Annotated in this window: 15 protein-coding genes; 9 read left to right on the forward strand and 6 right to left on the reverse strand. The window is 58.8% G+C overall.

The window, feature by feature from the left end; translation table 11 throughout:
* Nucleotides 1-740: 740 nt before the first annotated feature.
* Entirely contained in the window at nucleotides 741-1,673 is a 933-nt protein-coding gene (locus AB7S84_RS05530; RefSeq protein ID WP_428153322.1) for an SH3 domain-containing protein, read from the forward strand.
* A gap of 82 nt (nucleotides 1,674-1,755) precedes the next feature.
* Here AB7S84_RS05530 and dinB read toward each other — a convergent pair whose 3' ends face one another.
* Together dinB and AB7S84_RS05540 are read right to left on the reverse strand one after the other, a co-directional pair.
* A complete protein-coding gene (gene dinB / locus AB7S84_RS05535) occupies nucleotides 1,756-2,886 on the reverse strand; it encodes a DNA polymerase IV (protein WP_428153324.1) in 1,131 nt (376 codons plus the stop codon).
* 78 nt (nucleotides 2,887-2,964) lie between these two features.
* Entirely contained in the window at nucleotides 2,965-3,171 is a 207-nt protein-coding gene (locus tag AB7S84_RS05540) for a cold-shock protein (protein WP_020875879.1), read from the reverse strand.
* 431 nt (nucleotides 3,172-3,602) lie between these two features.
* On the opposite strand from AB7S84_RS05540, the gene AB7S84_RS05545 reads away from it, so the two are divergent.
* The 8 genes from AB7S84_RS05545 to AB7S84_RS05580 all read left to right on the forward strand — a co-directional run bounded on the left by AB7S84_RS05545 (nucleotide 3,603) and on the right by AB7S84_RS05580 (nucleotide 12,693).
* Nucleotides 3,603-4,886 (forward strand): NAD(P)/FAD-dependent oxidoreductase, encoded by a 1,284-nt coding sequence (locus tag AB7S84_RS05545; protein ID WP_159449724.1) that lies wholly within the window; start codon nucleotides 3,603-3,605, stop codon nucleotides 4,884-4,886.
* A gap of 266 nt (nucleotides 4,887-5,152) precedes the next feature.
* Nucleotides 5,153-5,920, forward strand: coding sequence for a FadR/GntR family transcriptional regulator (locus AB7S84_RS05550; RefSeq protein ID WP_144016504.1), 768 nt, complete (start codon nucleotides 5,153-5,155; stop codon nucleotides 5,918-5,920).
* Nucleotides 5,921-5,925: 5 nt separating this feature from the next.
* Complete coding sequence (locus AB7S84_RS05555) at nucleotides 5,926-6,441, forward strand: shikimate kinase (protein WP_428153328.1); 516 nt, start codon at nucleotides 5,926-5,928, stop codon at nucleotides 6,439-6,441.
* A gap of 80 nt (nucleotides 6,442-6,521) precedes the next feature.
* Complete coding sequence (aroQ, locus tag AB7S84_RS05560; RefSeq protein ID WP_020875883.1) at nucleotides 6,522-6,968, forward strand: type II 3-dehydroquinate dehydratase; 447 nt, start codon at nucleotides 6,522-6,524, stop codon at nucleotides 6,966-6,968.
* Between the two features lie 36 nt (nucleotides 6,969-7,004).
* Nucleotides 7,005-9,845 (forward strand): FAD-binding and (Fe-S)-binding domain-containing protein, encoded by a 2,841-nt coding sequence (locus tag AB7S84_RS05565; protein WP_020875884.1) that lies wholly within the window; start codon nucleotides 7,005-7,007, stop codon nucleotides 9,843-9,845.
* A gap of 82 nt (nucleotides 9,846-9,927) precedes the next feature.
* Nucleotides 9,928-10,542 (forward strand): FKBP-type peptidyl-prolyl cis-trans isomerase, encoded by a 615-nt coding sequence (locus AB7S84_RS05570; protein ID WP_020875885.1) that lies wholly within the window; start codon nucleotides 9,928-9,930, stop codon nucleotides 10,540-10,542.
* A 156-nt stretch (nucleotides 10,543-10,698) separates the two neighbouring features.
* The gene (locus AB7S84_RS05575; protein WP_428153331.1) at nucleotides 10,699-11,190 is read left to right on the forward strand and encodes a DUF3795 domain-containing protein; all 492 of its coding nucleotides are present in this window, start codon (nucleotides 10,699-10,701) and stop codon (nucleotides 11,188-11,190) included.
* 279 nt (nucleotides 11,191-11,469) lie between these two features.
* Nucleotides 11,470-12,693, forward strand: a complete 1,224-nt coding sequence (locus tag AB7S84_RS05580; protein WP_020876798.1) for a serpin family protein — start codon at nucleotides 11,470-11,472, stop codon at nucleotides 12,691-12,693.
* Between the two features lie 250 nt (nucleotides 12,694-12,943).
* Here the strand turns inward: AB7S84_RS05580 and AB7S84_RS05585 are convergent, their stop codons facing one another.
* The 4 genes from AB7S84_RS05585 to AB7S84_RS05600 form a co-directional block, all read right to left on the reverse strand.
* On the reverse strand, nucleotides 12,944-13,258 hold the full coding sequence (locus AB7S84_RS05585; RefSeq protein ID WP_020876797.1) for a YebG family protein: 315 nt from the start codon (nucleotides 13,256-13,258) through the stop codon (nucleotides 12,944-12,946).
* Nucleotides 13,259-13,512: 254 nt separating this feature from the next.
* Nucleotides 13,513-14,898 carry an FAD-binding oxidoreductase gene (locus AB7S84_RS05590; protein ID WP_020876796.1) on the reverse strand — a complete coding sequence of 462 codons (1,386 nt, stop codon included), beginning with the start codon at nucleotides 14,896-14,898 and terminating at the stop codon, nucleotides 13,513-13,515.
* 392 nt (nucleotides 14,899-15,290) lie between these two features.
* On the reverse strand, nucleotides 15,291-16,172 hold the full coding sequence (locus AB7S84_RS05595; protein WP_020876795.1) for an SH3 domain-containing protein: 882 nt from the start codon (nucleotides 16,170-16,172) through the stop codon (nucleotides 15,291-15,293).
* The gene (locus AB7S84_RS05600; protein WP_020876794.1) at nucleotides 16,172-17,083 is read right to left on the reverse strand and encodes a peptidoglycan recognition protein family protein; all 912 of its coding nucleotides are present in this window, start codon (nucleotides 17,081-17,083) and stop codon (nucleotides 16,172-16,174) included. The genes AB7S84_RS05595 and AB7S84_RS05600 overlap by 1 nt, the downstream gene beginning before the upstream one ends.
* Nucleotides 17,084-17,152: the final 69 nt, after the last annotated feature.

The raw sequence follows: 17,152 nt of genomic DNA on the forward strand, positions 1-17,152 counted from the left end.
CGCCCTGACGGCGCGTGTCCCCCGATACCGCGCAAGCCGGCCGCGATACCGCGTGGTCGACCCCGATCCCATCCCCCGAGAAACAATTGGCGAACCCGCATTGGGAGGGAGAGCGAACACACAGGTTCGCTCCTACACCGTGAAACGTTGAATTCGTGTGAATGCCGCCGATGTTGATTCCGCCCCGATCGATGTAGGGGCGGACCTGCGTGTCCGCCCTGACGGCGCGAGTCCCCCGATACCGCGCGTGCCGGCCGCGATAACCGCGTGGTCGACCCCGATCCCATCCCCCGTAAAACAATTGGCGAACCCGCATTGGGAGGGAGAGCGAACACACAGGTTCGCCCCTACACCGTGAAACGTTGAATTCGTGTGAATGCCGCCGATGTTGATTCCGCCCCGATCGATGTAGGGGCGGACCTGCGTGTCCGCCCTGACGGCGCGTGTCCCCCGATACCGCGCGTGCCGGCCGCGATAACCGCGTGGTCGACCCCGATCCCATCCCCCGTAAAACAATTGGCGAACCCGCATTGGGAGGGAGAGCGAACACACAGGTTCGCCCCTACACCGTGAAACGTTGAATTCGTGTGAATGCCGCCGATGTTGATTCCGCCCCGATCGATGTAGGGGCGGACCTGCGTGTCCGCCCTGACGACTGCCTGCGGGGGCGGTATCGTGTAAACTTTTTACGCTCCTGTGCGTCTAACTAATTAGTTGTCCTAAACCGAAGGAGAGGCATCATGATCCACGGCAACATCACCCGATCCGTCAGAGGGGTTATCCTATTCCTGATCGGTTTTCTATCGGTCGCGCTGGTAGGCACTGCCGGATATGCCGACGCATTCCAGCGCCACGACGGCGGTCCGGGCAGGACCTCCCGAGGTTATGACGGCCGCCGGGACCATTCCCGAGCGCCCCGCGGCGGGGAATTCCGGAGCCGGAGGGCGCACCCCCGAGCGCCCCGAGCCGGTGAATATCGTGGTCCCAAGAATATCCATCGTTCGCGCCGCGACGTCGTCAATCGAAATAATCACCGGAGAGGACGCATTTCCAAAGGCAATGTCGTCCGGCATGAAAGACGGTTTTCCGGCTACCGGGATGGGCGGTCGCATTACAGAAAGGGAATCGCCGTCCCCCGATACGGTCGCCATCCCAAGTACGGCCATAATGTGAAACGCACCTACCGGCGTCACATCTGCCGTCCGGGATTGAAGTGCTATCACTACCACCGACGGCCCTACTATCGGGGGCGTCCCTATTGGGGGTATTCACCAGGATATGTCAGGGTGCGACCACCCATCGGGTCACTGTTCCTTTCCCTTCCCTTGGGATGTTTCGGTTTTTATGTCGGCGGGTCGATCTACTATTACTACGACGATGTTTATTACCGACCGGTGTCGTCGGGTTATGTCGTGGTATCACCCCCGGCGGTTGCGGTTCCCCAGATCGCTTCGGGGGAGGTGGAATACACCCAGGTCTCCGTCACGGCGGCGCTGCTCAATGTACGGTCCGGCCCGGGGGCCGGCCATCCCGTGTTTCGACAAGTGCGACGGGGAGAGATCCTGACCGTCGCTGAAGAGTCCGACGGGTGGCTCTATATCGAACTGGGCGACGGTGAGAAAGGGTGGATCGATGCGCGGTATGCCGCGCCCATGGTGGCCGTCAACGGTTGATCCTTTTTCAACGCATCCCCAGGATCGACGCATCCGCGGTGCTCAGCGGACAATCATCGCCGAGGGGACGATTATGATCGTTTCAGGCAACCGGGGGGCGACCGCATCCGGCGGGAGTGTCGCAGTATGCCGCGGAAAAGGGTAGATGCAGCTGACGGTGGATTCCCGATGGATCGCGGATTTCAAAATTGGAGATCCCCATCCCCAGAAGCCGGACCCGTTTTTCGCCGACATCGGCGGCGTCGAGCAGGAGACCGGCCTGGATTGTCATGGTCTCCGCGCTGATGATGGGCCGGTCCAGGGTAACGCTCCGCGTGATGCATAGAAAATCCGAAAATCGCACCTTGATCGTCAACGTCATTCCCCGGACGGCGTGTTTTCTGACGAGGATTTCCAGACGATCGGCCAATTCCCGCAACACCGCTGTCAGTCGATCCCGCCCCTCGATGTCCTCTGAAAAGGTGATCTCCCTGCTGATGGATTTCCGCATCCGATCGGCATTGACCGGCCGGTGATCCTGGCCGTGGGCGATATCGTAGAAGTAATTGCCCGCTTTGCCGAATCGGCGGACGAGCTCTACCCTCGAGATTCTTCTCAGGTCCGCACCGGTCCGGATGCCCATGGCGAGCATCTTTTCTTCCGTGACCTTGCCGACGCCGTGGAACTTTCGGATGGGCAGACGTCCGATGAAGCTGTCGGCCGCGTGGGGCGGCACCACGGTGATGCCGTCGGGTTTGTTCTCGTCCGAGGCGACCTTGGCCAGAAACTTGTTGAAGGAGATGCCGGCGGAAGCCGTCAGTCCTGTCCGTGTCCGGATATCCCGCCGGATACATTCCGCGATACAGGTGGCGGACGGATTTCCTTTTTTGTTCACGGTCACGTCCAGAAAGGCTTCGTCAAGGGATAGCGGCTCGACCTGGTCGGTGTATTCGTGGAAGATTTCCCGAATTTCTGCCGACACCCGTCGATATACCGCCATTCGGGGCCTGAGAAAGACTGCATGAGGGCATCGGGCAAGAGCGATTTTTCCGGGCATGGCCGAATGGATGCCGAATCGTCGGGCCTCGTATGAGCAGGCGGCGACAACGCCCCGCTTACGGGGATCGCCGCCGACAATGACCGGCTTGCCCCGAAGTTCGGGCCGGTCGCGCTGCTCCACGGCGGCATAAAAGGCGTCCATGTCGATATGGATAATCTTTCGATAACCTTTCATGATGATGAAGCGGCTGCGAAATGCCCGCGATGTCGGAGGCCGGCAAGGTGTTGTGATTTTCCCCTTTAAAAAATCGGATCAATAGGCCTTGACGGGGCGAACGTTCATGGCTTGTTTGCCTTGGGGGGTGGTTTTCAGGTCAAAGCTTACGAGATCATCCTCCTGAAATCCAAAGTGTCCGAATTCTTTTATGTTCTTGTGGTAAAGAAAGATGTCTCCGTGCTCTTCGGTGGTGATGAAGCCGTACTTCTTTTTTTCATTGTACCATTTTATGCGACCTTCCATGCGTCAAATCCCTTTCTGTGGTGGCAAGTTGTTTCGGATAATGCCCGGCGGTTTTCCGATCATTTCGAAAGAAGGTCTAAAACGGCGCTTTAGACGGCCTCCAAAACAATATACCGGAAAATGATCCTCTTTGGGCGTCGTTTTCCGGTTTGTCGCCTGATCCATAATTTCATACATCATGCATCATAATCTATCGTCATTCAAAAAAATTATCAAGGGGTAAATCAAGCGCGGCCGGGTTGCTTTCGACAGGTTTATGTTTTTTTGTTTCAGTAGGATATGTTGCCTTTGAGAATTTCGTCAAAGTTATGCTTGCCATGACGGTTTCGGATACTATAGGTATCGGCCGACGACCCCCGGTAACCGGTGCCGGTATCCTTCCGGATCTCCTCGACCGGTTGGATTTTCCGGCACTCAACGGAAGAAAGGATATGGAACCCGAAAAAATGAGACGGCGACAAGAAACCGATGTGTTGGTGATTGGGGGCGGAGCCATCGGCATATGCTCGGCCTATTATCTGCGGCGGAAAGGGATCGATGTGGTGGTGGTCGATCGGGGATCGGTCTGTTCGGGGTGCTCCGCCGGAAATGGTGGACTGATTGTACCCAGCTACAGCATTCCCCTCGCTTCGCCGGGCAAGATTCTGAAAGGCTTGAAATGGATGTTCAATCCGGAAAGTCCGTTTTCCATCAAGCCCCGTCTCGATCCGGAGCTGATCCGGTGGATGCATCTGTTTCAGCGGTCCTCCCGCACGTCCCGTTTTTACGCCGCCATTCCGGTGATCCGGGACTTGAACCTGAACGGGCTTGCCCTCTTCGAGGAATTGAACCGGGAGGCCGACCTGGACCTTCGGCTGGCGCAGCAGGGTTTTCTTTCGGTGTTCAATACCCCTCGCGGTCTTGACGAGATCCGGAAGGAGGCACTTCTGTTGCAGGCATTCGACATCCCGTTCGACATCGTTGGGGCGGATGTTGTCCGGGATATGACGGGCGGCATCAGGACCATGGCCGGCGGCGGCGTCTTCTTCCCTATGGACGCCCATCTCGATCCCCGGCACTTCGTCCTGCAGGTGGCGGCATCGGCGCGACGCATGGGGGTGCGCATTCATGAATCGACTGAGGTAATGGGGTTCCGGACCGTCGGGAAACGGATCGTCGCCGTCGAAACCACCCGGGGAGACATTGTCGCCCGCAATGTCGTCATGGCCGGCGGATCATGGTCGACGCGGATGCTCGGGAGCCTCGGGATCCGAATCCCCATGCAGCCGGCCAAGGGATACAGCGTCACCTTTACCCGGACGAAAACCTGTCCGACGATCCCCGTGGGACTTTTAGAGGCCAAAACGGTGCTGACGCCTTTGGAGGAGACCTTCCGGGTGGCGGGAACTTTTACGTTTGCGGGGTTTGATGCGGTCTATCGGCAGCGGCGCATCAAGGCGGTGGTGCGCAGCATGACCGCCTATTTTCCGGATATCGACCCGTCTTCCATGAATCTCGTCGAGATATGGCAGGGATTCAGGCCCTGCAGCCCGGACGGGTTGCCGTATATTGGTCGTACGGCCCGCGTGGAGAATCTCATTATCGCGACCGGGCACGGCATGCTGGGCATTACCCAGGCCCCCATATCCGGAAAAATCGTCTCGACACTGGCGACCGAAGATCGGCCGCCGCTGGACATCGGGCCTTTGAACCCCGACCGTTTCAGCCGGCCCTGAGCGTCGGTATATCCCGGTACCGAAACACGGTAGGATACATGACGGTTGACCGGAGCGTCCGGCCTTGATAAGTAATGGTTGGATCATTATAAAAAATAAATGCCTGAGCCGATGCGATGATCCATCCTTTTGGGGATCGAGATATCTCGACTTTGGACTTTGATAGGCCGCATCTTTCCGATCTCCATCATGAAAGTCGACAGTTGAAGAGATATCACAATGGGCGCGGCCGCGGCGCGTGTCACGTCAACAAAGGGTTGCAACAAATGTCCAAACCCCCCGGCGTCAACAGCAAGGACAGCACGTTTCGCGTCGCCCGGCAGAGTCGGATTTTTCAGGATGTGGTCGACCAGATCCAGGAAGCGATCCTGAGCGGGCAATTTCAGACGGGGGACAGACTTCCTTCTGAACGGGAGATGCGGGAGATTTTCCATGTCAGTCGGGGCACCCTTCGAGAAGCGCTCCGGGTGCTGGAACAGAAAGGGCTGATCGAGGTCCGTCTCGGGGTCAACGGCGGCGCCATGGTCAAGGCGGCCATGGTCGAGACCCTGACTGAAAGTCTCGGGCTTATGCTCCGACTCCGGAAAATTTCCCTCGATCACCTTCACGAGTTCCGCGAGGATATCGAAGGCATCGTCACGGCGAAGGCCGCCGCCAGGGCAGCGGACACCGATGTCGAGAAGCTTCGGGGCCTCCTGGACGAAGCGGAAAGATGTGTTGCGGGCGGCATTGCCCAGTGGCGCGCGTTTTTGAATGTCGATAAGAAATTTCACCAGACCCTGGCCCGCATCACCGGAAACCCTATCTACATTTTCATTCACGACATGGTCCACGACAACATCCAGCCTTACTACGATACCTTTCTCCCCCCGGACGAGCGTCGACTCGAGGAGAACTATCAGGATCTCATGGATATTTTCGCGGCGGTGAAATCAAGGGATGCGGAGCGGGCCGGCGATCTGGCCCGAAAGCACATCTGGCGTTTCAACGAATATATGACAGGGCGGCAGGGGGATTCGTCCCTGAAGAGGTGAGGACGATGACAAAAGCCAATATCATTCTCACCGGATTCATGGGAACCGGCAAGAGCACTGTGGGAAAATTACTGGCAAAAGCATTGGGGTACCGTTTCGTGGATACGGACGAACTGATCCAGGTCCGGACCGGGCGAACCATTGCCGAGATTTTCAATGAGAAGGGGGAAGCGGCGTTTCGCGAAATGGAGGCTGAAACGGCCCGGGAGTTGGGCCGGAAAAGCGGTCTGGTCATCTCCACAGGCGGCCGTCTGATGCTGGATCCCGACAATGCCGCGGCCCTTGGCGAAACCGGGCGGATTTTTTGCCTGAAGGCTACGCCCGAGGAGATTGTGGCGCGCATTTCCGGAGACGCCGGGGCCGAGCGCCCTCTGCTGAAAGGTGGAGACCCCATTGAGCGGATTGTCGGCCTGATGCGGGAGCGGGAGGCCGGCTATGCCCGGTTTCAGGGAATCGATACGTCCGGTCAGACACCTGAAGCGGTGGCGAAGCGTCTGCTTGAAGCCTATCAGACGGATTAGCATGGTTTTGACGGGATGTATGGTCCCCTCATTCGATAATCGACAGGGGAATGGCGCATACCTCGGATGGAGAAGACGACATGAAAACGATACTCGTCCTTCACGGCATCAATCTCGACATGTTCGGCCAACGGGACTCCCGACACTACGGGACGGTCACTCTGGCCCAGATCGACCGTCGCTTGAAGGCGCTGGGTTCGGAGCTGAACGTCGCGGTGGAGTGTTTTCAGACCAATCATGAGGGGGAGATGGTCGAGAAAATCCACCAGGCCCATGCGGCCAAGACCGACGCCGTCGTTATCAACGCCGGGGCCTGGACGCATTACAGCTATGGCATCATGGATGCTCTTGGCCTGCTTGCGGCGCCCGTCGTGGAGGTCCACATGTCCCATGTCCACGCCAGGGAGGCGTTCCGGCACGTGTCGGTGATTGCGCCGGTGGTCCGGGGGCAGATCTCCGGCTTTGGCGTCAACAGCTACCTCCTGGGCCTCAGAGCCGCCGTCGACCTGATCCGGGACATGGAATGATGCTGTCCGTGAAAACGGCTCGATGAAGGTATATCCATGACGGAAAACCGGTTTTCAGCCCTGGCCCGAAGCATTGCGGGGGATGTCCGCACCGATGACCTGGGACGGTATCTGCTTTCGACGGACGGCAGTATTTTCCGGAAGACGCCCGCCGCCGTGGTCTACCCCAGACATGCCGGCGATGTTGCCAAAACCGTGGTCTTCGCCCGTTCCCGGGGCCTGTCGGTCCACCCCCGAGGGGCCGGGAGCGGGCTCTGCGGCGGGGCGTTGGGCGGCGGTATCGTGGTTGATTTCACCCGCCGCATGAACCGTCTGATCCGGCTCGACACCGCGGGTCGTACCTTCGAATGCGAACCCGGCTATCGCCTGGGCGAGTTGGAGGCGGCACTCGCGGGAAAAGGGCTTTTCTTCCCCCCGGATCCCTCCAGCGGCGAGTATGCCACATTCGGCGGGATGGCCGCCACCAACGCCAGTGGCGCCCACAGCGTCAAGTACGGGAACGTCGCCGACTACCTCCTGGACGCCGAGGTCGTGACGGGCGACGGCCGCACCCTCATGCTTTCGGAGCTTGAAACCCGGGACGCCGAAGCCCTGCCCCCGAATCTCAGGGCGCTTTATCGCCTCTATATGGAAAACAGAGGGATCATCGAGGGCGCTTATCCCCCCGTCCGATGCAATGTCGCCGGTTACAACCTCAGGGGACTCGTCGCCGGCGACCGGCTCCGCATGACCCGTCTGATCTCCGGCGCCGAGGGCACCCTCGGCATCACCGTCCGCCTGAAATTCCGGCTTTTGGAAAAACCGCCCCACGAGAGCCTGGTCGTCGCTTTTTTCGACGACATCGTCGCCGCGGCGACGGCGGTGCAGCGCATACTCCCCATGGGACCGTCGGGCATTGAAATCATGGACAAGTCGCTCCTTTCCCTTGCCGGGAAAACCGATCCCACCCTTCGGGACAGGATCCCCATCGGTGCAGACAACGTCCTCATGGTCGAGTTCGACGATTTTTCCGCCGCGACGTGCGCGGGATTGGCGGAAGCGGCCAGGGAATGTGTCGAAACGGCGGGTCTGGCCCGGGAGGCGCATCTCGCGGTTTCGGCCGGGGAGAAGGCCCGGTTCTGGGCGGTGCGGAAGGCTGCGGTTCCCATCCTCTACCGGCTCAAGGGGGAGAAGAAGATTCTGGCCCTGATCGAGGATGCCGCAGTGCCCACGGACCGACTGGTGCCGTATTTCAAAGGCATTTACGAGATCCTGAACCGTCGGCGGATTCCCTTTGTAACCTACGGACACATCGCCAAGGGACTGCTTCACACCCGTCCCCTCCTCGACCTCAGGAAGGCCGGGGATGCGGCGCTGTTAAAGCCCCTGGCGGACGACGTCTTCGAACTCGTTCATCGCCTGGGCGGCTCGGTTTCCGGCGAGCACGGCGACGGCCGTCTTCGGAGTGCTTACATAAGACGGTGCTACCCGGATATCTGGCCCCTTTTCATCGCGGTCAAACGTCTTCTGGACCCGGCGGGGATCCTCAACCCGGAGATCAAGACCCTGGACGATCCGAATCAGATGACGGGTCCCCTCCGCTACGGCCCGGACTACCGTGCCGGGGAACCCGGTCGCAACCGCCTCCGATGGCCCGAGGGTTTTGTCCGGGAGATCGAAAAATGCCACGGCTGCAGCAAATGCACCACGGTGACGGCGGCCACCCGCATGTGCCCCGTGTACAAACTCACCCGGGACGAGGAGGCGTCCCCCAAGGCAAAAGCCAATGCCTTGAGGGGGCTTATCAGCGGGGCGCTTCCGGAGCGGTCTCTCTTTGAACGGGCTTTCCAGAGGGTGATGAGCCGGTGTGTCCACTGCGGAAGCTGTTTTCACGAATGCCCCTCCGGGGTCGACATTCCCAGGATGGCCGTCGAGGCCCGGGCCCGGTATGTAAGGCGGTTCGGCCCGACCCTCGAATACCGGCTCCTGACGGCCGCGGAATTCGCGGGGCGGTTCGCCCGAAAGCTTCCCGACGCGGTGAAAGGGCTTGCGGATACCCGTATGGCCCGAAGGGCGGCTGAACGGTTCGCCGGTATTTCCGCCCGGCGAAGACCACCGCATTTTCCTGCCCGCGACCTTTTCGAAAGGGTTCCCGGCGAATCCGGCGGGGGCCGGTTCCGGGTGCTCTATTTCGCGGGATGCTACGCGACGTACATCCGGCCCGAGATTGGTGAGGCCGCCGTAAAGGTGCTGACCGCCATGGACATGACCGTCAGCCTGCCGCCGCAGCACTGCTGCGGTCTGCCCATGCTGGCCAAGGGCATGACGCGGACGGCGGCGAAAAGGATCCGGAGGAACCTCGCCCGATGGGGGCGATTGGCGGTTGCGGCGGATGCCGTAGTGGTCACCTGCTCTTCCTGCGGCCTTTCCTTGATGCAGGAATGGGGATATCTTTGCGACACGGCCGAGATGCGCATCGTCCGTGAAAAAACGATGCACATCAGCCGGCTGATCGAGCGTTTCCCCGGTCGATTGAACCTCGCGCCCCTTGGTGTCAAAGTCGCCTACCACCTGCCGTGTCACCTCAACGTCCAGCCGTCCCCGAAAAGCGCTCTCAAGCTGCTTTCACGGATTCCCGGCCTCGAGACGATCGATCTGGATAGCCGCTGCTGCGGCATGGCCGGTATCTGGGGCATGAGCGCCGCCAATATCGATCTGAGCCGGCGGATCGGCGCGGAGATGATTCACCGGCTCGATCGGTCAGGTGCGGATTTCGGGGCGACCGACTGTCCCACCTGCCGGATGCAGATGGAGGATATGAGCGGAAAGCCCGTCCGTCATCCCATCGAAATCGTTGCCGCTGCATTGCCCGGACAACCCCATCGTCAGAGGGGTTGAACATGGGGTGGCGGGTGTTCGCTTGTTGAAAAAAAATCGATTCATCACAATGGTCATTCAGTGACGCTGAAAGGAAGACGACATGAAAGTGGACATGACAAAAGTGAGCTATATTCTGGGACGAAGCATCGCCGGAGATTTCAAGCGGCAGAGCATCGACATCGAGGTCGACAGCTTTGTCGACGGCTTCAGAGGCGCCGCAGCCGGGGAGCCGAGCCGGATCCGCGTCGCTGAAATGCAGCAGATCATGGAGGGGTTCAAGAACGCTTTTCAGGAGCGACGGCAGACCGAGACATCCGGCAGGGCCGAGGCCAACCTGGAGAAGGGGCGGGTTTTTCTGACGGAAAACCGGGAAAGGGCGGGCGTCGTCGAGACCGAAAGCGGCCTTCAGTACCGCGTCATCCGGGAGGGCAGCGGGAAGACCCCTTCGGCATCCGATACGGTGGAGACCCACTACGAGGGCAGGACTATCGACGGCAATATTTTCGACAGCTCGGTCAAACGCGGCAAACCGGCCACTTTCCCGGTGAACGGCGTCATCCGGGGATGGCAGGAAGCCCTTCAGCTCATGAGCGAGGGGGCCAAATACGAGCTTTTCATTCCGTCCGACCTGGCCTATGGCCCCGGCGGTGCCGGGAACGCCATCGGCCCCCATGAAACCCTGATCTTCGAGGTGGAACTCCTCAAGATCGTCTAACCGCTGCGACGCCAAAAAGTCAAGGGATAACCACCATGGGCAACAGCCGACCGGTTTGTTCCACATGAGAATTCACTACTTCAACTTTCATGATGGTGACCGGATAGCGGCCCATGAAAGTCGAACGTTGAGTCACTATATCAGGAAGGGTTAAAAATGGAGATAAATCCCGATTTGATTTCTCCTTGCGGTCTATACTGCGGTGTCTGCGCCATTTACATCGCGTCGCGCGACAACAACACCAAACTGAAGGCGCGATTGGTCAATCTATACAAGGGCGGGCAGCCGGGAAAAGGTACGCTCCCCAACAGCGAAACGCTTTCTACGGAAGATATGCATTGTGGCGGGTGTTTGTCGGATGATCGTTTCATGCACTGCCGACAATGCGAGATCAGAGACTGTGCCCGGGGAAAAGGGTACACAGGGTGTCACGAGTGCGATGATTTTCCCTGCCGGCATATTGATGATTTTCCCATGGCCGTTGGGAAAAAAGTCATTTTGCGGTCTGTTCCGTATCGACGGGAATTCGGAACTGAAAAATGGGTTCGGGACGAAGCGGCCCGCTATAGATGTCCGGAATGCGGCAATACGGTTTTTCGCGGCGCCATGAAATGCAATCAATGCAAAGCGGCGTTGGATCTGGACTGACTCGTTTCAGGAATCAGGATATGAAAGGAATTCAACTTTCGACTTTCATAGGCCGGTGCCGGGAGGATACGGCCCGCGCCCCACGCGGTTTCGTTCAAGTGCCGCTAAAGTTTGCTCCGGGCGGCCCGGAAACTCGCTGCGCTCAAACAGTCCGGGCCGCTGATCCTCCGCGGCGCTTAAGCGGCACTAAAACTCACCGCTGAAGGGGCCCGGGCCGTATCCTCCCGGCACTGCTTTCCGGTCATCGTCATGAACGTCGAAAGTTGAGAAAGGAACCTTATGAACCGAATATATCCGACATGTACCGCCGTCCTTCTGGCCGTTGCGATTGTTCTATATGGGAACCCGGCAACTGCATCCCGCACCGAATGTTCGGCGGTCGACACCCTTGTCGAGGGAAACAGCGCTTTTGCGGTCAAGCTGTATCGTGAACTCGGCGCTGCGAACGGCAATCTGTTGTTTTCACCCTACGGCGTTTCATCGGCGTTGGCCATGACCTATGCCGGGGCCCGCGAAAATACGGCCGTTGAGATGAAAGCCGCCTTGGACTTCCAACTCGATCCGCCCGACCTGCATACCGCATTCAATCGTCTGAACCGGAAACTTACGGCCGGTGCGCGCAAAACCGGTCAGAGAATGAACATCGCCAACGCATTGTGTTTGACCGGCGGGGATGTGGACAGGGCGTTCAAGGCACTGCTGAAGGAAAACTACAACGCCGAAATTTTCACCGGAGGGATCGACCGGATCAACGGGTGGGTCCGGCGGCAGACGGAAGGCAACATCGAAAGGATTATGGAAACCCTCGACCCCCAATCGGTGTGTGTGCTTCTGAACGCCGTCTATTTCAAGGGTGTCTGGGAGCGGCGCTTCGCGGATGAACAGACACATGAAGCCCCCTTCAGGCTGTCGTCGAGGGAACAGGTCACTGCGCGTCTCATGTATCGGAAAGACCGTTACAGATGCTTGACGAAGACGGACGTTCAGGCCGTTGCCCTGCCTTATAAAGGGGAGGCACTGTCCATGGTGGTCCTGTTGCCGCGGGACGTGGACGGCCTGGGGGAACTGGAGAAGCGGCTCACCACGGAGACGCTGATGCAATGGCTTTCGGAGCTGGATGCGGCGTCCGTACAGGAAATGGAACTCTTCCTGCCGAAATTCAGAATGGAAACCGGGCATGATCTGGTGCCTCCCCTCAAGACACTGGGCATGAAAGATGGGTTTGACCCCGCGGGAAAGGCCGACTTTCGGGGCATGGGAGGGGCGAAGGGGGCGTTGTGGATCTCACAGATCAAGCACAAAGCCGTTATGGATGTGAACGAGGCGGGTACGGAGGCCGCCGCCGCGACAGCCGTTGAAATGGCATTGACGTCCGTCCGGGAATATCCGGTCTTTCGTGCGGATCACCCCTTCATCTTTCTCATTCGCGAACACGCGACCGGAAGCATTCTGTTCATGGGAAGACTGGCCGATCCCCGAGACTTGCAAGACGGAAAGCGATAAGGCCGGACGCCAATCCGGATACCGTCCCGTGTCGCCGTACAGCCCTCCCGACAGCTCGTCGATGCGAATATCCCGAGGAAAGGCGATGAAGGGCCGCCACCGTGCTTTTGCCGCAGCCTCCCGGCACCGGCCTATGAAAGTCAAAAGTTGAGTTCATGATATCAAACCCCTGTTGTTCCGGTTGCAGCGATTCGTCATGTTGCCGTTGGCCGGCGTGTCGATGGGACACCGAACGGAAATACGGCGCATCCTACTTGGCGCCGACGGCTTTTTTGCCCTTTTCCTTGATATCGATGAGTTTCTCCGTTTTTTCGGAAGCCTTCTCGATGCGCGGCTTGAGCCCCTTCAGGATCCGCATGACATCCTCCCGGTTCCGGGACAGATGGATGGTCAGCTCCTCCAGCGTGTCTTCATCGATCTTGATGTTTTCAACCTTTTCAATGAAACCGGCCAGTGCCAGCGCAATGTCGAGCATCCTGTCATGCTCGTCGGCCTCCTTTTTCGTCAGATACATCCCCACCTCTTTCCCATCTCGCATGACAAGATATCTCACCTCGACGGTCATGTTGTGGTCTCTCCTTTCATGGATAGTCCTGTTTTAGATGTCGACGGCATCTCTATTATCATGTCGGTTCCGGCTTGTCTGCATTTTCCTGCCCGCAGACAAGCCGGAAGCATTGTGATCTCAACTTTCGACTTTCATAGGCCGGTGCCGGTTACCATCATGAAAGTCGAAAGTTGAATTGTGATGTCGTGCAACCCGGCATTCCCTCACCTCCGGGGCGATGCGCGGCCGGCACCTCGAACGTCGCTTTGACGTCAATATCGAGCCGGGGGGATGTTCTGGTTGATCCGGAAGATGTTTTCCGGATCGTATTTCGCTTTCACAGAAGCGAGGCGCTGGTAATTCTCGCCATAGGCCGCCTGGACTCGCCCCTGGACCTCGTCCTCCATCATGAAGTTGACGTAGGCCCCTTCCAGGTTGAACGGGTGAATCGCCGCCCAGTAGGTGCGTCCCCATCTCTTCAGGGCATCGGCCTGTCCCGGATCGCCGTCGATTCCGGCGATCACCATGGACCATGTGGCGTCGCGCATGCTCCAGGCCGTCGCCGCTTTCGGCACGCGGTGGACCGCGCCGTCGATGGGGTAGAGGTGCATGAGCGACAATTCGCTGGGCGCCTCCGCGGCCTGTGCGATGTGCGTATCGATCGCTTCATCCGGCAGGCTCTTGACAAAGTCGCCCTTCCAATACCATTGCAGCCCCTTTGGCAGAAACGGATCGAAGAACGCTTGCATCGCCGGAAACGGCATCGTTTGCATCCAGTTGAAGATGGGCGGCGGCAAGGTCTTGAGGAGTTTCGCCAGGATCATTTCACCTTCCGCCTGGGGTCCGTTGTAGCAGGAGATCACGGCACAGGCGCGTTTGCCCCGGTAATCTTCTGGAAACGGGTCCATGGAGAGCACCGTCTTGAGGCCGACGAATGCATACAACTCCTCGGGCGCGGTCGGCAGGAAGTCGCGATAGGCCTGCATCACCGCCTTGGCGTGAGCCGTCTCCCAGAAGATCGGACCGGCATAAACCGTCTCCACCGGATGTGCCTGGAACAGGAAGCTTGTCACCACGCCGAAATTGCCGCCGCCGCCGCGCAGCGCCCAGAAGAGATCGGGGTGCTCCTTCTTGTCGGCCTTGACAAGACTGCCGTCGGCCAGGACAATATCCGCCTCGATCAGATTATCGATCGTAAGCCCGTACTTGCGCGTGAGGTACCCCGTGCCGCCGCCGAGGGTGAGACCGGCGACGCCGGTGGTCGATACGATGCCGAACGGGACAGCCATTCCAAAGGCGTGGGTGGCATGATCGACATCCCCTGACGTGCAGCCGGGATCGACGCGAACGGTTCGGCTCGCCGGATCCACGCGCACGCTTCTCATCATCGAGAGATCAACCATCAGTCCGCCGTCGCAACTGCCAAGGCCGGGACCGTTGTGGCCGCCGCCGCGAACAGCGATGGGCAGGCCCTGGTCGCGGCCGAAGCGCACCGCGGCGATGATGTCGGCGACATCGAGGCAGCGCGCAATCAGGCGTGGTCGCTTGTCGATCATGCCGTTGTAAAGAGACCGGACGACATCGTAGTCCGCATCACCGGGACTGACGAGTCGTCCGCGAAGTTTTTGCTTCAGTGTGGATACGATCTGATCGTTCATTGTTATTCTCCTTCATGGGCGGCTATACCGATCCGATATTACGGCACCGCCGCAAGGATCGAATATCGCAGCCGCCGACGGTATGCCGGGGCACCGGGCAACGCTCATCTCGCGGGTGACGCAGATCATGGTCATGCCCGAAGGGGGAGGTCCGCCATGGTGTCGAGGACGTCCTTGATCATCTCTGTTTTTTTTTACTTGACTTTCGACGTTCATGATGGTGACCGGACAGCGGCTGAAGGAGACAAAGGCATCGCCTGAGGCGGACGCACCCCTTCAGCCTCAACGTTCGGACTGTATCCTCCCGGCACCGGCCTGTGAAGGTAGAAAGTCGAGTTTTTTATTTTTTCAGGCAACCGATGGGGCATCGGTCCGGGCGGCCCCGGCGATTCTCAGATGGTCCATTCGTCATGGACGATCCCGACGAGGTACCAATTCCCCTGGTGCGTCTCCAGCACCAGACGAAGGCTTCGCCAGTCCATTCCGCCAAGCTTGGGATCCATCCCCTCGAAATGATACTCGATGAAAATCGCTTCGGGATAGAATTCCGGAATATTGTTGATGGTGTTTCCTCTCCCGATGACCGTGTCGGCGCCGACGGCCTGGGGACGGATGAAGTCGGCATCATATACGAATCTTTTGAAATAATCGCCAAATGTCTTTGTGATGGGAAGGCCTGAGCCGTCGAAGCGCCCCCAGCGGTAGACCGACGGGTTTGACATCAAATCCTTTATGTCGTCTGCCTGGAAGACCAGATCTTCATCCCTGACATAGGTGTACGGTGAGAACCGAACCCCTTTTTCCGGGTGAACGAGCCTGGAAAGACGCGCCATATCTTTTTGCTTGAGCGCCCACATTATTTCTCCGGCTCGCGCTGAAACCGCCTCATCCATGGCCCCCACCTGCCGGGCCAGATAGCGCCTGTTGACCCATCCGTTCAGGTCTTTGTAGCGAATCGGCATCCAGGCCGATGTTTTCGCTTTCCGGGTTGTTTCCCGAATGTGAATATCCACCCCGTAAAATGGGATATGGCCGACCACGGCCGCGTTCACATCAGGCCTGGCCCGGACGTTGAGAATATCGTCGGGTGCGACATCGACCACGGTGTAAGTCAGATGCACCGTTTCCGCCGTCGGGTCAGGAGAACGGCCGGGGGCGGCCGCTTTTCCGGATTGAAGGTTTCCGCAGCCGACCGCGACAAAGAACAGCAGGAAAACCCCGGGGAGCACTTTTGAAACCCGCGTCTTGTTTTTCATCGGACAGCGCGTCGTCATTACAAATTCCTCAGCATGTCGATCAGCAGGGGTTGGGGACTGCAGTCGGTCTTGTCCTTCCTCGTGTTGGCGTGGGTCAAGAGACCGCGGATCTTTCCGTTGCACGCCTCCGGTTTGAAATCGAAGGCTTCGGCCGGGCTTTGGGTCTCTATCCACTCGACAAGCCCCGCATGGAGATTGACCTGATCATGGCGCCGGCGGATTTCCTTGAGCAACTGGTGCACCGCGCCGATCTGAGCTTCGGAATATTTATGGAAGTATCGAAATCCACGGAATTCAAAACCCAGATCGATCACCTGATCGTCGGGCAGTACGCTGTTGACGTAGGTGTAAAATTTTCCTCCCCGCGGGTCGACCCATCCATAATTGCAGATCTCAATGCCGATGGAGTGCGGATGAAGAAGGGAACTGTTGTTTTTTCCGAGATGGTATGCCCACCCCTCATCCGGAAAGCATTCGACGACCTCGCCGTCGTGGGTCGTATCGCCCCTGACGCTTCTGTTGCCGACGACGAATTGTGTTGCGATGCGACCGCGATCGTCATTGTTCCATGAGCGAATCGTGGCGTATGGATCGTGACCGCCCGCGGTGTGGTGCAAAAACACATAGAACTTGTCTGTCGGGCCGCTCAGGTATTCGTCTTTATCGAGATAGGATGTATGGATCAACAGGCCGTCCGCCGTGGTCCGGATGCTGTCCTGGATATCGGTCGTCAGGAATTCCTCCAGATTGAGGCCTAATGCCGCAGCGGTCAAAGGACCGACGATGCCGTCATCCTCGAGCTGCCGGCTTCTCTGAAATTGTTTCACCGCCGCTTCGGTTCTGGGGCCGAAGATGCCGTCCGTTTTGATGCCCAGTCTCGCCTGAACGGCCTCGACCGCATCGCCGGTGTCTCCTTTTTTCAGTATCATGACGTTGCCTCCTTCAGACGGAGCCGGATGTTGCAGCCGCTCACCGTCGCTTTTAAACAACGTTTCGAT

Origin of the sequence: Desulfococcus sp. (assembly GCF_050178255.1) — a bacterium.
Classification (GTDB): Bacteria; Desulfobacterota; Desulfobacteria; order Desulfobacterales; family Desulfococcaceae; genus Desulfococcus; species Desulfococcus multivorans.